This is a genomic window from Duganella violaceipulchra, assembly GCF_019166075.1.
Classification (GTDB): domain Bacteria; phylum Pseudomonadota; class Gammaproteobacteria; order Burkholderiales; family Burkholderiaceae_D; genus Rugamonas; species Rugamonas violaceipulchra.
The window spans coordinates 496,967-511,271 of sequence record NZ_JAHTGR010000001.1; the positions used below are offsets into that span (position 1 = coordinate 496,967).

5 protein-coding genes are annotated in these 14,305 nt (G+C 65.6%); 1 reads left to right on the top strand and 4 read right to left on the bottom strand.

Annotation, left to right across the window (positions count from 1 at the left end):
* Positions 1-34: 34 nt before the first annotated feature.
* The 4 genes from recD to KVP70_RS02155 are packed head-to-tail and all read right to left on the bottom strand — an operon-like array spanning position 35 to position 12,352.
* The gene (gene recD / locus KVP70_RS02140; RefSeq protein WP_307730250.1) at positions 35-2,065 is read right to left on the bottom strand and encodes an exodeoxyribonuclease V subunit alpha; all 2,031 of its coding nucleotides are present in this window, start codon (positions 2,063-2,065) and stop codon (positions 35-37) included.
* Positions 2,001-5,753, bottom strand: coding sequence for an exodeoxyribonuclease V subunit beta (gene recB / locus KVP70_RS02145; protein WP_217940344.1), 3,753 nt, complete (start codon positions 5,751-5,753; stop codon positions 2,001-2,003). Before recB ends, recD begins: the two co-directional genes overlap by 65 nt.
* Complete coding sequence (gene recC / locus KVP70_RS02150) at positions 5,750-9,184, bottom strand: exodeoxyribonuclease V subunit gamma (RefSeq protein WP_217940345.1); 3,435 nt, start codon at positions 9,182-9,184, stop codon at positions 5,750-5,752. Before recC ends, recB begins: the two co-directional genes overlap by 4 nt.
* A 36-nt stretch (positions 9,185-9,220) precedes the next feature.
* On the bottom strand, positions 9,221-12,352 hold the full coding sequence (locus KVP70_RS02155) for a CHASE domain-containing hybrid sensor histidine kinase/response regulator family protein (protein WP_217940346.1): 3,132 nt from the start codon (positions 12,350-12,352) through the stop codon (positions 9,221-9,223).
* A gap of 196 nt (positions 12,353-12,548) precedes the next feature.
* Between KVP70_RS02155 and KVP70_RS02160 the strand changes: the two genes are divergently transcribed.
* On the top strand, positions 12,549-14,150 hold the full coding sequence (locus KVP70_RS02160; RefSeq protein WP_229224524.1) for a CehA/McbA family metallohydrolase: 1,602 nt from the start codon (positions 12,549-12,551) through the stop codon (positions 14,148-14,150).
* Positions 14,151-14,305: the final 155 nt, after the last annotated feature.

A 14,305-nucleotide genomic window follows, 5' to 3' on the forward strand; every position in this document is an offset into this window, starting at 1 on the left:
TGACGACGCCTTGAACAGGCATCGTACCGAGGGGCTAGTTGCCGAGCAGCGTGCGCAGGCCGCTGGCGCGCTGGGTGCGCTGGGCGATGGCGTCGAGCAGCACCTGGCCGTTCGGCGTGAGTAACGTGAAGTAGTCGCGCGCGCGCGTGATGCCGGTGTAAATCAGCTCGCGCGCCAGCATGCCGCCGCTGTCTTTGGGCAACACCAACACCGTATGCTGGAATTCGGAACCTTGTGATTTATGCACCGTCATGGCAAACGCCGTCTCGACATTGCGTAGCCGTGTAGCAAGAACACTGCGCACATTGTCACCTTCCGAGAAGTAGACGCGCAGCGCCCCAGGACGTGCCGGATCGGGCAAAGTCAGGCCGATATCGCCATTGAAAACGCCGGTCCCGTAATCGTTGCGCGTGACCATGACCGGCCGGCCGACATACCATTCGCCGCTACGCCGCAGCAATCCGGCCGACTGCAACCTTTGCTCGATGACATCATTCAATCCCGCAACACCCCACTCGCCCTCGCGCACCGCGCACAGAATCCGGAAGGTTTCAAAGCTGGTCAGCACGGATTTCACCCACGCAAGATGTACGATCTCATCGCCCTCCGCCGCCCCATTTTTGATCATTTTCAAGTAAGCCTGGTAGCCGCCGGCGGCGCCGGCGCGGCCACTCAACGCCAGTTGCAACAGATCGGAAGTCTGGGCAGGATCAATCCAGGCCACCTTTCCCTCAGTACTGTCACGCAAAACTTGTAGCGATGCGGCAGCATTTCCGGCGTTCACAGCCAGCGCCAGCGCGCCGATCGGGCCGCCGAAACGCCGACTTTCACGCAACATCACTGTCTGCTGAGCAATAGGTCCACCGTCGCCGGCGAAGTTGTCGGGGATCTGCTGGCCGCTGCTTGCTTGCACGTATGACAAGGTTTCCGACTCATATCCACCCGCCTCCGCGTTGTGGCACAGGTCGCCAAGCACCGCGCCCGCCTCCACCGAGGCCAGTTGATCCTTGTCGCCAAGCAAGATCAAGGTCGCCGCCTTGGGCAATGCAGCCAGCAGCGCGGACATCATTTCCAGATGAATCATTGACGCCTCATCAACAATCAGCACGTCGACTTCCAGTTGATTACCGGCATTGTGCTGGAAGACACGGGTATCCGGCCGGGCGCCAAGCAGGCTGTGCAGAGTACGCGCCGGGCCCATGCGCGCCGCCAACTCGCGCAGCGGCAGCGCCGACCCTACTTTTTCCGCCAAATCATCCAGCGCGGTATCGATCGATTGCTTGAGGCGGGCCGCCGCCTTGCCGGTCGGCGCCGCCAACGCCACTCGCAGGCCGGACTGCCGGTCGCCGGCGGTGGCGAACAGCAAGGCCAGCAATCGTGCCACAGTGTAAGTTTTGCCCGTGCCGGGCCCGCCGGTGATGATGCCCAGCTTGCCACGCATGGCCACCGCGCAGGCGATTTTCTGCCAGTCGGTAACGCCGCCGCGCGGGGCGTGCGGGAACAGGATATCCAGCCAGTGTCGCACATCGGCGGTGCTGGTCTCGGCGTCGAGGGCGATCAGGCCGCCCAGCGCGCGGCCGCGCACGGCTTCGGCCACCAGAGTTTCATCGCGCCAATAACGGCGCAGGTAGAGGCGCTCGCCGTCCAGCACCAGCGGTTGCTGGAGATCCTTGCCGCCCACCGGCATCACCTGGTCGCAGCCCGCCAGCAGCGTGCGCCAGGCGTCAGCGCTCCTGGGCCAGGCGCCGGCCGCGTCACGCAGCGCGCGCCATTCGTCGCCGGTCCAGCCCAGCTGGCCGGACAGATCGCCCTGCAGCTCGTCGAGCATCAAACAGCTGTGGCCGCGCCCTTCCAGCTCAGACAACAGCACGCAAACCGCCATCAATTGCGGCGAACTGGCGCCAACCGACGCGATAAAGCGCGCAAACGCCCCACTCAAACGGCGCAGCTGGCCGTATTCGGTCAAGGCGTCGACTTGTTCGAACAGGGCGGCGGACGTTTCAATACTCATGCGGTGCCTCTGCTTGCGTGACGCCGGACTCATCCAGCAACCGATCCAGCCCATCCAGCAGCTCCGGATCGGGTTCTATCAGGTAACAACCGCGCGTTTGCTGATTCGCAATGCCGCGCAGGAACAGGAAAATCGCGCCGCCCAGGTGCTCGGCCGGATCGTACTGCCCACCCAGACGGCTTTGCAGCAGCCGGTGCAAAGCCAGCATGTAGATCGCGCCCTGGATGTCGTAGCGATGCTCGGCCATCGCCGCCACCAGCGCCGGCTGGTGATAGGCGGCGTCGCCCGCGCCCAGTGCGTTGGATTTGTAGTCCAGCACCCAGAACCGGCCTTCGTGCTCGAATACCAGGTCGGCAAAGCCTTTCAGCATGCCGTGCAGCTGACGCTCCGGCAACGCCGGCCGCGCCACGCCGCCCAGCAGATGCGTCGCGCACAGGCTGTCGAGCGCACCGGTGCTCAGGCGCTCGCTGGGGAACCAGAACTCCATCTCCGGCAGCGGCGCGGCGATGGCGCTCAGCGGCGCACCAAGATACGGCAGGCTGGTGCCGGCGATCTCGCGCAGCCACGCCAGCGTATCCTCCAGACGATTGCCCCAGCCGGCGCGCTCCACCCGCCGCGTCATGCGCGACTCGAAGTGCTCGTGATCGACGACGGCAAAGCCCTCCTGCCCCATCCACTCCAGCTGCTCGTGCAGGAAGTTACCCGGCACCGAGCCGCGCGGAAAGCGATGCCACGGCGCGTCTTCCACGCGGTTCGACAGCGCGATCGACGGCATGCCGGCGCCTTCCAGCAGGTTCTCCTGCAAACCGTCGCGCGGCACCGGCAAAGACAATGCGCCGCTGCCGATGGTGCCGGTCGGGCCGGTGCGCCGCGCCAGCGAACTGAAACTGCCCACCGACCAATCGCGTTCAAAGCGGCCGGTGTAAAGCTGCGGCTCCAGCAACGGCGGGCGTTGTTCGATGCGGCTCAGGCGCGTGAACTGCTGCATCGCCATCTCCAGCGTTTCGATGCTGATGCCGTCGCAGCCTTTGCAGGCGTGGCCCCAGCGTTCCATCATCAGGTCCGACGGCAGCGCTTCGCCGCCGGTAAGCAGATAGCCCAGCGCCGATTCATGCAGCGTGTTGTCGCCCGCCTTGCGCGCGGCCAGCGCCGTCACGCCCAGCCACAGGAAGTGGCGCGCCCGCGTCAGCGCCACGTACAGCAGGCGCAAGTCCTCCTGCAGGCGCGCGCGTTCGACCAGTTCCATCGCGGTGTCAGTCAGCGCCATGTCGATCTGGCGCACGCCATCCTCGTCGCTGAACTCGAAGAAGCTGCGGTTGCGCCGCTCCACCTTGCGCGCCGTGACGGCGAATGGCAGGTACACCAGCGGATACTCCAGGCCCTTCGATTTGTGGACCGTGACGACCTTGACCAGCTCCGCATCGCTTTCCAGGCGCAGCACGCGCTCGTCGCCGGCGCCCTCGCCGCCTTCGATCTGCTCGGCGAGCCAGCGTATCAACGCCTGTTCGCCGTCCAGTTGGCGACTGGCCGATTGCAGCAGCTCCGCCAGATGCAGCAGATTGGTCAGGCGTCGCTCGCCGCCCGGCTGCTGGAGCAAGGCCGCCGGCAGTTTCAGCTCGTGGATGAAGCGGCGCAGCATCGCCAGCACGCCCTGCCGCTGCCATACGATGTGCAGCGCCTTCAATTGCTCGACGCGCGCTTCCCACGCCAGTTCGTCCGACGACAGCAGCGCCAGTTCCGCCAGCGGCAGGCCGGTGGTACGGGTGGCGAAGGCGGCGCGCGCCAGGCCGCCGTCCAGTGGGCTGGCGACGGCCGACAGCCAGCGCAGCACGTCGGCCGCTTCCGCGCTGTCGGTGACGGAGTCCTTGTCCGACAAATACACGCTGGCGACCTGGCGCCGCTGCAGCGCGCGGCGTATGGCCGCTGCCTCCTTGCGGTCGCGCACCAGCACCGCAATGTCTGCCGGTTGCAGGCGCACAAAGCCTTTCGGACCTGCAAAGCCCGCGCGCTCGTCGTTGAGCTGCGCGACGATATGTTCGGCGCAGTGCCAGGCGAAGAATTCGCGATAGCTGTCCGCTTTCAAGTCCTGCGCGGCGCTGCATGCGATGACCAGCGCCGGCACGTCACCAGCGGTGTTGACCATGCGCTCGCCGCGCCCCTGGGCGCCGACCGCCTCGAACGGCAAGGGATTCACGCGCGTGCCGGGATCGCGGAAGCGGAAGGCGCCGCGTCCGAAGCCGCCTTCCGCAGGCTGGCCCTCGGCGACCATGAACAGGTGGTTGACCGCATCCACCACCGGCTTGGTCGAGCGGTAGTTGGTACCCAGCTGGTAATGGCGGCCGGTGGTGGCCAGGCGCGCGGACAGGTAGCTGTGGATGTCGGCGCCACGGAAGCCGTAGATCGACTGCTTCGGATCACCGATCAGGAACAGGCCTGTCTCGGCATCGTTGTCCGCCACGCGGTACAGCAGGTTGAAAATCTGGTACTGGTTGGGCGCCGTATCCTGGAATTCATCGACCATCGCCACCGGGTACTGGTCGGTGATGCGCTTGCGCAGCGCGGCGGCGTTCTCGCCTTGCAGCGCCGCGTTCAGGCGGTCCAGCATGTCGGCGAAGCCGAACTGGCGGCTGCGCTTCTTCAATTCGTCCATGCGCTTGGCCACCGCACCGGCCGCGTGGCGGTACAGCGCGTGCGACAAGGGTTCGATATCGTCCAACGCCTTCTTCAGCGGTTCGATGGCGTCGAAATCGTCGGGGATCGAGGCAGTGTAGCCTTTCGAAAAAGCGTCTTCGAGGCCGTGCGGCGTCAGGCGCTTCCAGGCGGTGTCCGAGATGTCGGGCATGACCATGGCGGCATCCTCGGCCCAGGCGCGCAGGCCGTTGAACCAGGCCACCAGCGAATCGGCGCGCATCTTGTTACCGTTGAAGCACTTGGGCGACAGCACGCGTTCGGTGGCGATCCATTGTTCCATGCGGTTGGCGCGATCGGTCCAACCGGCCTTCAAGCCGGCCAACTGCGCCTGCTGCTCGCGCTGGACGGTGGCGATCAGCTCACCCAGCGATTCGATGCGCGCGCCGTCGCCGATGATGTCGGCGCGCTTGACCAGCTCCCGTATCGACTTCTTCAACGCGCCCACGTCGCCCCAGCACGACAGCAGCGCATCCAGCGACACGGCGTTGAGCGGATAGACCTGCTGCCGCCAATAGTCGTGCGCGGCGTCCTCGAACAGGGCCTGTTCGTCGCTGACCAGTTCCTCGTCAAACAGGCTGCCGCTGTCGAAGGCGTGTTCGCGCAGCATGCGCTGGCACCAGGCGTCGATGGTGAAAATCGCCGCCTCGTCCATCGTTTCCGCCGCCAGCATCAGGCGGTGCGCGGCTTGCTGCTGCTCGCTGTGGCTGGGGTAGGACTCGAGGATGGCGTCCAGGTAATCGTCGCGCACCACGCCGCTGCCTGCGCCCAGGCCCATCGCCGAATAGCCACGGAAGTAAGCCGCCGCTTCCACCAGCCGTTCGCGCACGCGGTTCGACAGCTCGCGCGTGGCCGCGCGGGTGAAGGTCATCACCAGGATATCGGCCGGCAGCAAGGGCCGGCCATAGGCGTTGTCGCCGCCGTGGCCCAGCACCAGCCGCACGTACAGCGCGGCGATGGTCCAGGTCTTGCCGGTGCCGGCGCTGGCCTCGATCAGGCGCGAGCCGTGCAGCGGGAAGCTCAAGGGGTCTAGCGAATTAGCGGTGCTGCTCATGCTGCGTCCTGGCCGTCTTGGGCATCAATGGCGTCTATCGTAATGGAGTGTTCCAGCCAGTCCGCCAGCGGTCCGTAGAGCGCTTGCGAGACATCGGCAAAATCCGGTTCGGCGCTGAGCGCCGCAAAGTCCGGCCACAATCGGGCCAGGCACAGGTCGTCGTTCTCGCCGGAGATCTCGAAACCGCCGTCGTACACGCCGCGCGGATCGCCCTCCTGCGCCAGCGCCAATGCCGTCTTGCATGCCGTCGGCAAGGGGCGGTTCATGCCGTCGCGCCACAGGCAGACCAGTTCCCGCAAGGCTTCCAGCGCGTCGGCCTGCGCCAGCGGCTTCATGGCGACGATGGCGTCGCGCGCCACCAGGAAGCCCTCGACCTGCATACCGGCCGCCGACACCGCCAGCTGGCGCAGCCACATGGCGATCAATTTGTCGCCGCGCGGCTTGCCCTGCTTGTCCGTGACCTTGGACGACATCTGCGCCAGCCACACGGTCTCGTTGCCGTTGCTGCGCAGCTGGTCGATCCAGTCGTCGACCTGCACGCCGGCCAGCTGGAGGCTCAACGCCACCTTGGACGCCGCCAGCGGGTAGCCTTCGCGCAGCGTCAGCCAGGCGCAGCGCACCGGCACCAGCGCCTGTACCAGTTGATGCTGGTACTGCTGGCCGATCAAACCTATCGGCAGCACGCCTTCGCGCGCCAGGCGTTCGGCGCGTTCGGTCATCTTGTCGTGGACCTGGTAGATTTCTTCCGCCTCGGCGCCGTCGTCCAGCATCGTGTCTTCGAGCAGATAGCGTTCCAGCGCGTTCAGCGAAAACGGTTCCTCGTCCTCGCCCACCAGCGCGGCGTCGCCGAACATCACGCCCAGGCGCTGGCGGAAGAAGAAGCGCACCGGCTGGCGCATGAAATTGGTCAGCGTCGACAGCTTTAGGCGGTACTTGTGGTCGATCTCGTAGGGCGGCAGCTCGGCGGCGGCGGCTTCGCCGGCCTCCTCGCCGTGCGCTTCGCGCCATTCGCGCGCGTAGGTCAGCAGGCCGCCGTCCTCGAAATAGCGGCGGCTGAACGGCTGCAAGGCGTGCTCCGTGGTGCGCGCATGCAGGTGGTCTTCCTCCAGTTGCCAGCCGTTGACCAGGTAATCGCGCAGCTGCGACACCAGCACCGACGGCGGCTGCTCGCTGTTGTCGCGCACATTGCGTCCGACCCAGCTAATGTACAGCTTGTCGCGCGCGGCCAGCAGCGCTTCCAGCATCAGGTAGCGGTCATCGTCGCGGCGCGAGCGGTCGCCCGGACGGGCCATGCCCGGCTGCGCCAAGAGGTCGAAGTCGGCCTTGGGCGCGCGGCGCGGGAAGTCGCCGTCGTTCATGCCCAGCAGGCACACCACGCGGAACGGCACCGCGCGCATCGGCATCAGCGTGCAGAAGGTCACGCCGCCGGAGACGAATTGGTGGTTCAGCGTCGGCTCGTCGAGTAGGCCCAGCCACGCCTCGCGCAGCACGGCCAGCGGCACCGCTTCGTCGTACTGCGCGCCCTCGCAGGTCTCCAGCCAGTTGTTGAGCGCATCGTCCAGATGCGCCAGCGTCAGGCGGTCGCCCTCCTCGCCCGCTTTGAAGAAGGCCGCCAGCAGGGCGCGCGCCTGCACGCCCCACTCGGCCGGCGGGTGCGATTGCGCCAGCACGGCGCGCCAATGCAGCAGCGCCTCGACCATCTGCGCCAGCGAACCGGCCAGCGCCGCATCCAGGCCGCCCACTTCGCCATACGCCTCGATGCCGGCAAAGGCGACATCGCCGCCACTGGCGTAGCCGAGCAGCATGCGGCGCACGCCGAACAGCCAGGAATTCTGCTCGCCCGCCGCGCCAAGACCCAGGCCGGCACGGTGTTCGGTATCCAGCCCCCAGCGCACGCCGGCGCCTTCGATCCACAGGCCCAGCGTCGGCAGGTCGTCCTCTTTCAAGCCGAAGCGCGCGGCCAGCGCCGGCACGTCCAGCAAGTCGCGCACCTCGCTCTGGCGGCAGCGCTGCTGCGGCAATCGCAGCAGCCATTCCAGCGCCACCAGCAGCGGATTGACGCTGCGATCATTGACGTCGCCGATTTCAAACGGGATATAGCGCGGATCGCTGCGGCGGTGCTGCGCGAACACCGCGTGAATGGCGGCGGTGAAGGTGTCGATGTCCGGCACCATCACCACCACATCACGTGGACGCAGGCCGCTGCCATCGGCGAACATGGCCAGCAATTGGTCGTGTAGCACTTCCACTTCACGCTGCACGCTGTGGGTGACGTGGAACTCGATGGAGCGGTCGTCGTCCGGCGGCGGTATCTGCGGATGTTCGGACAGCGGCAGCAGGTCGCGGATGGCCGCCTGCACCTGCGACAGCAAGGTATCTCCCTCGCCATCGCTGAACAGATCGATGCGCAGCGGCGCGACGTCATCATTTTCTGCCGCGGCGGCGGCCGAGGCTTCGTCGAATTCGTCCAGCATGCGGATGAAATCGCGGCCCTGCCGCCCCCAGCTGGCCAACAGCGGATGGCTGTGCGCATGCAGCTCTTCCAGCGGAATCGCGCCCAGGTCCTGGCCGTTGCGCAGTTGCTGGCGGCGGTGCGCGGTGCGCAGCAGCTCGCGGCCTTCGATGATGTCGCCCCAATAAAACTGGCATGGATTGGGCACCGCCAGCAGCACCTGCGTGTAGCGCGACAACGAAGCGAGCGCCTGCAAGCTTTGATACGGCAGCGCCGAGACGCCGAAGATCACGATGCGGCGCGGCAGGCGGCCCAGCGGTTCCTCGCCGGCAGCGCTGGCGCGCACGAATTCCGTGTGGACCGTGGCGCGGCCCAGCTCCCGCTCATGCGGTTCGACGTCGGCGATCACCGCGCGCCACAACTGGCCTTGCCAGCGCTGGTCTTCCGGCAGAGGATGCGCTTCGTTGCGGGCGGAATTGGCCATAACCTGCAGCTGGTCGCGGCCCTGGGCCCAGTCGTCCAGCCAGTCGGCGCGATAAACCTGGTATTGATCGAACAAGTCGGCCAGGCGTTCGGCCAGTTGCAGCCGGCGTTCCGCCTCGCCGTCGGCCAGGAAGTGGCGCAGCGGCGTGAACACGGGATCGGCCAGCAAGGTAGGCAGGAGGCGCATCAGCCGCCAGGTCAGCGGCCCTTTGTCGAAGGCTGAGCGCACCGGCACGCGCTCGCGCCCCAGCATGCCGCGATAGGTTTCCCACAAAAAGCGCGCCGGCAGCGCCACCCGGGTGGCCGCGCAGACCCGCATTTCCTCGGCCAGTGCGATCTTCAGCCATTCGGCCACGCCGTTCGACTGCACCAGGATGGTTTCCGATTCGAGCGCCCCCAGCGGATGATTGCGCAGCCACTGGAACACCGCCGCGCGCAGCTGCTCCATTTGATTACCGTGCAAAATCAGCAGGCCGGGGGTGATGCTCGAATGCATAGGGCTCTTCGTTGGAATAGAGCCCGTATTATCGCTCTAGCCGGGATCGTAGGCCAGCAGTTCCTGTTCCATGCGCTCGTTCAGCAATGCCAGCATGGCATGCAGTTTTTGCACCAGTTGGCGGGCGTTGGCGCAATCGGCATCATGACGCACGTTTTCCAGCGCCAGGCACAGGTTCCCGAAGCGCATCGCGCCCACCGCGCGGGCCGAGGATTTGATGCGATGTCCCAATTCGGACAAATGCGCCAGGTCCTCCTGCGCCAGTGCCGCGTCGACCTCGCGCATGCCCTCGCGGGCCGAGTCCAGGAACAACATGGCGTACTTGCGCATCTTGTCGGCCTTGCCGCCGAAAGTCTGGGCCAGCGCGGCGACATCGAGCAGCTCCGCTTCAACCGGCACTGAAGCCGGCACCGACGGCGCAGCCGCTTCAATCCGCGCCGCAGGCTGCTCCACGCCTGGCGCCATCGCGCGCAGCTGCCCTTGCAGCGGCGCGGCCGCGCCATCGGCCATGGTGAAGTACGACGGCGGCGGCGGCGCCAACGGCCGCGCGAAACTGGCCGTGCGCGCCCGTTGGCTCATCCACTTGGACAGCATATTGAACAGCAGGTTGGGCGCGATCGGCTTGGTGACAAATTCGTCCATGCCCGCGCCGAGGCAGCGTTCCTGGTCGTCGCGGCCGGCGTTGGCGGTCATCGCGATGATCAGCGTGGCCGACAATTTTGGATGGGCGCGGATCAGGCGCGTGGTCTCGTAGCCGTCCATCACCGGCATCTGCACGTCCATCAGCACGCAATCGAAGCGCTCCTTGAGCAGCAGGTCGATCGCCTCCTTGCCGTTGTTGGCCACGCAGACGGTAGCGCCGGCGTCCTCCAGCAGCTCCTGGCCCACCTGCTGGCTGAAGATATTGTCCTCGACCAGCAGGATGGAGGCGCCGCGTATGCTGTCCAGCACATCCGGCTGCACCGATTCGTCGCTTGGCTGCAGCATGCTGACGCCCTTGGCCAGCCGCGCCGTGAACCAGAAGGTGCTGCCGGCGCCGGGGTGGCTGTCGACGCCGACGCCGCCGCCCATCAGTTCCGCCAGCTGCTTGCTGATGACCAGTCCCAGTCCGGTGCCGCCGTAGCGGCGCGTGGTCGAGGTATCGGCCTGGTGGAAGGACTGGAACAGCTGCTCCAGCTGGTCCGGCGACATGCCGATGCCGTGGTCCTCCACTTCGAAGCGCACCAGGATATGGCCGTCGCGCTCCTCCAGCGGCCGCGCCCGCACATAGACTTTGCCATTTTCCGAGAACTTGATGGCGTTGCTGGTGAAGTTCAGCAGCACCTGCTCCAGCCGCAGCGGATCGCCGCGCAGCTGCTGCGACAGTCCCGGCCAGATCTCGTACACCAGCTCCAGCCCCTTGGCCGCGGCGCTCTCGCCCAGCTGGCTGGACATATTGGACAGCAGCGAATCGAGCGCGAAGTCCAGCACCTCCAGGTCCATCTTGCCCGCTTCGATCTTGGAGAAGTCCAGGATGTCGTTGATGATGCCCAGCAGGTGCTGACCCGAATGGTAGATTTTTTGCAGGTAGTCGCGCTGCTTCGGATGCGTGACCGATTTCAACGCCAGGTGGGCCATGCCGATGATACTGTTCATCGGCGTGCGGATCTCGTGGCTCATATTGGACAGGAAATCGCTCTTGGCCTGGTTGGCGGTGTCGGCTTCCTCCTTCAGCTGATGCAGCTCGGTGACGTCGGTCGACAGGCCAATGACGGCCGTGACGGCGCGGTCTATCTCGACCGGCACCTTGACGGTCCACAGGTGCTGCACCACGCCGTCGCGGCCCACGTACTGGGTCTCGCCGGAACGCTTGACGTTATCGGCGAACACCGGCCGTTCCTGCGCCCACGCGGCGTCGGCGACGGCGGTCGGCATCAGTTCGCGATCGAGTTTGCCGACGATCTGCTCCACCGGCAATCCCATCGAGTCGGCCATCTTGGCATTGACGTAGATGTAGCGGCGCTTCTGGTCCTTCATGTAGACGTGGGCGTCGACGTTGTTGAGCACCGTGTCGAGCAGCACGCCCTGCTTCAGCGCGCGCCGGCGCGAGGTGTACAGCACGAAGAAGTAGCTGTACAGCAGCATGGTGCCGGCGAAACCGGTCAGGCCGGCGACCCACGGGAAGTACAGGTCGAAGCGCGTCAACAGCTCGGATTTCCTGACCTGGAACTGCGCCTTCCACAGGCTACCGTTGAAATCGATCGGCAGCACCGACTCGAAATACTCTCTACGCTGCGCTACCGGAATGGGCATCGCCTGCATCGAGCCATTGTCATTGAACAGCAAGCGGTCGGTCTTTTCGATCACCAGGCGGCGCTGTTCGATTTCCTTGCTGCCGTCGGCATACAGCATCAGGTGCACCTGGCGCACCGTCATTTCGTCGATGGCGCCCTGCACCAGCTTGGGCACGCTGAAGCCTATGCCGACCGAGCCCAGATAGGCGGCGCGGCGTCCCGTCACATCGGCCACCGGCATATTGCGGCGATAGACCGGCAAGCGGATGCCCAGACCGAAATGCGGCGTCGGATGCTGGACCACGATGGGCTGGCCGGAGGCGCTGACCTGGCCGCTGTCGCGCGAGGCCGCCACCAGCTTGTCGACCAGCGGATTGGCGACCACGTCGACGCCCATCTTCTCGCCCATCATCGACGTCGGCTCCAGGTAGGTCAGCACCGCGTAATGCGGCCGCCGGCCCGGCGGCTTGATGTCGAACTCCGGATAACCCTGTGGCGACATGCTGCGGTCCACGCGCACGCGGGCGACGAAGGCGTCGCGCTGCGCGTCCGGGATCAGCGGCGCCCAGGTCACCGCCTCGATGGCAGGGAAGTGACGGGGAATCTCCAGGCTGGCCACGTACTCGTGAAATTGCAGGCGTGACAAATCATCGCTGGTCTGGAACAGCGCCACCAGGCCGCGCGTCAGATCGGAATACGATTTGATGCGGGCCGAAATACCGTACTGCGTGCTGCGCGCCAGGTTCTCGAAACGCTGGTTGGCATCGTCGTCGACGGTCTTGGCGGCAGTGCCGTACAGGGCCGCGCCGACGGCCAGCGCCAACGCGCCACCTGCCAGCCAGAACAACAGGCGGGGACTGCGGACCGCTTCCTTCGCGTTACCCGATTTGAGCATTCGCCATCACTTTAAGTCTATAAATTCGCGGAAAATTTTGCATCACAGCAGCATACTATTAATGCCGCCCGGGAACCAGTGAAACAATTGGAGAGAATTCACCAATTTTTCACATGAATTTCAAGGGAACCATATGCAGTAAGGCGCGCTCTAAACGATGAGGTTGGCAATTTGCCGGCATTGCGGGAGACTCATCATGCGCGCACCATTCATGATAGCGGTATTTTTCACATGCATCCTTTGTATATCGACGGCCAGTCGTGCGACGACTGTTGACCACCACGAATTCGAAGCGTGGCTGGAGGCGCCCTTCCACGCCGACGCCCACGGCGATCGCACGCTGGCGCTGCATTTTTCCTCGCCCGACCCGCAGCCGGGCGACACCCTGCGCTGGCGCCTGGCCCTGCTGGCGCCGGACGGCCGCACGGTGCGCAGCTGGCGCGGCGCGCATCCCATGGCCGAGCCCGTCCACGACGTGACGCTCCGCTGGCGCGCGCCGACTACGCTGCGCCACGGCATCTACCAGCTGCGCTTGCGCGCCAGCGCGGGCGCAAGTCCCGCCGTCGAGCAAGCCTGGAGCGTGATGGTGGGAAAAAGCCCAACGCCGGCGGCGTCCCTGCTGGCGCCGACGGCGGTCGACGCCTTGCCTTACGCCGTCTACCTCGGCAACCTGCACAGCCAGACCAAGCACAGCGACGGCGGTGGCGCACTGGACCATTGCACCGGCGCGCAGGCGCCGCAAAGCGCCGCGCTCGGCCCTGCGGACGCCTATGCCTATGCCCTCCAGCACGGCCTGGATTTCCTGATGACGTCCGAACACAACCATATGTATGACGGTTCGGACGGCACCAACGCCGCCGCCGATCCGGCCGCCGCCAAGGCGCTGTACCGGAGCGGGCTGCAAGCGGCGGCCGCGTGGAACCAGGCGCATCCGGGCTTTGTCGCCCTCTACGGCCAGGAATGGGGCGTCATCAACCACGGCGGCCACCTCAACATCCTCAACAGCGAAGAACTGCTGGGCTGGGAACGCAACGCCCTCGGCGAACTGATCGCCGATACAGAAAGTCCAAAAGGCGACTACGCCTCTTTGTACAGATTGATGCGCGAACGCGGCTGGCTGGGCCAGTTCAATCATCCGCAGGACGACCAGTTCGCCATCCTGGGCAAGCCGCTGGCCTGGAACGCCGACGGCGACCAGGCCATGGTGTTGTGCGAGGTAATGAACAGCGGCGCCTTCTCGACCAGCAGCGACGAAACGGAAACCCACCTGAGCAACTATGAAGCGGCCTGCAACAAGCTGCTGGAGGCCGGCTACCACGTCGCCTTCAGCAGCGACCAGGACAATCATTGCGCCAACTGGGGCGCGTCCTACAGCAACCGCACCGGGGTGCTGGTGCCGCCCGGCGCGCCGCTGGACGGCGCCGCCCTGCTGGCCGCGCTGCGCGAGCGTCGCGTATTTGCCACGATGGACAAGAACGCCAGATTGATCCTGACCGCCAACGGCCACCTGATGGGCGCACGCTTCGTCAATCGCGGCAAGCTGACGCTGCAAGCAAGCTATGCCAGCACCAGCGGGCATGGCGCCGTCGCCGTCGCCATCTTCCACGGCATACCCGGACGCAACGGCACGGTCGCCGCGTTGGGCACCAAGGCCCGCAGCGTCGTCAAGCCGGCCGCCGGCGAGCACTTTTATTACGCCAGGGTGACACAGGACGATGGAAAGATGCTGTGGAGCGCGCCGATCTGGGTCAGCCAGCGGGGCCGCAATCGTGCGCGGCAAAGTATTGAACTACGATAATATTTTTGCTGGTAAAAAATTCCTGCATGGCGATTGTCATATTGATAAAATGCCGTTTTAACCATCGTATGGTGAAGCGCAATTTTGCTTGACTCCCGGACATACAAGAGTATCTTTCACCTTCCAGACACAGAGCGACCGCCCGACACCTCAAC

Bases quoted from the DNA above. Each gene is read 5' to 3' on its own strand.
- recB (WP_217940344.1), bottom strand. From the start codon at position 5,753: ATGAGCAGCACCGCTAATTCGCTAGACCCCTTGAGCTTCCCGCTGCAC.
- KVP70_RS02155 (WP_217940346.1), bottom strand. From the start codon at position 12,352: ATGCTCAAATCGGGTAACGCGAAGGAAGCGGTCCGCAGTCCCCGCCTG.
- KVP70_RS02160 (WP_229224524.1), top strand. From the start codon at position 12,549: ATGCGCGCACCATTCATGATAGCGGTATTTTTCACATGCATCCTTTGT.
- recC (WP_217940345.1), bottom strand. From the start codon at position 9,184: ATGCATTCGAGCATCACCCCCGGCCTGCTGATTTTGCACGGTAATCAA.
- recD (WP_307730250.1), bottom strand. From the start codon at position 2,065: ATGGGCTGGATCGGTTGCTGGATGAGTCCGGCGTCACGCAAGCAGAGG.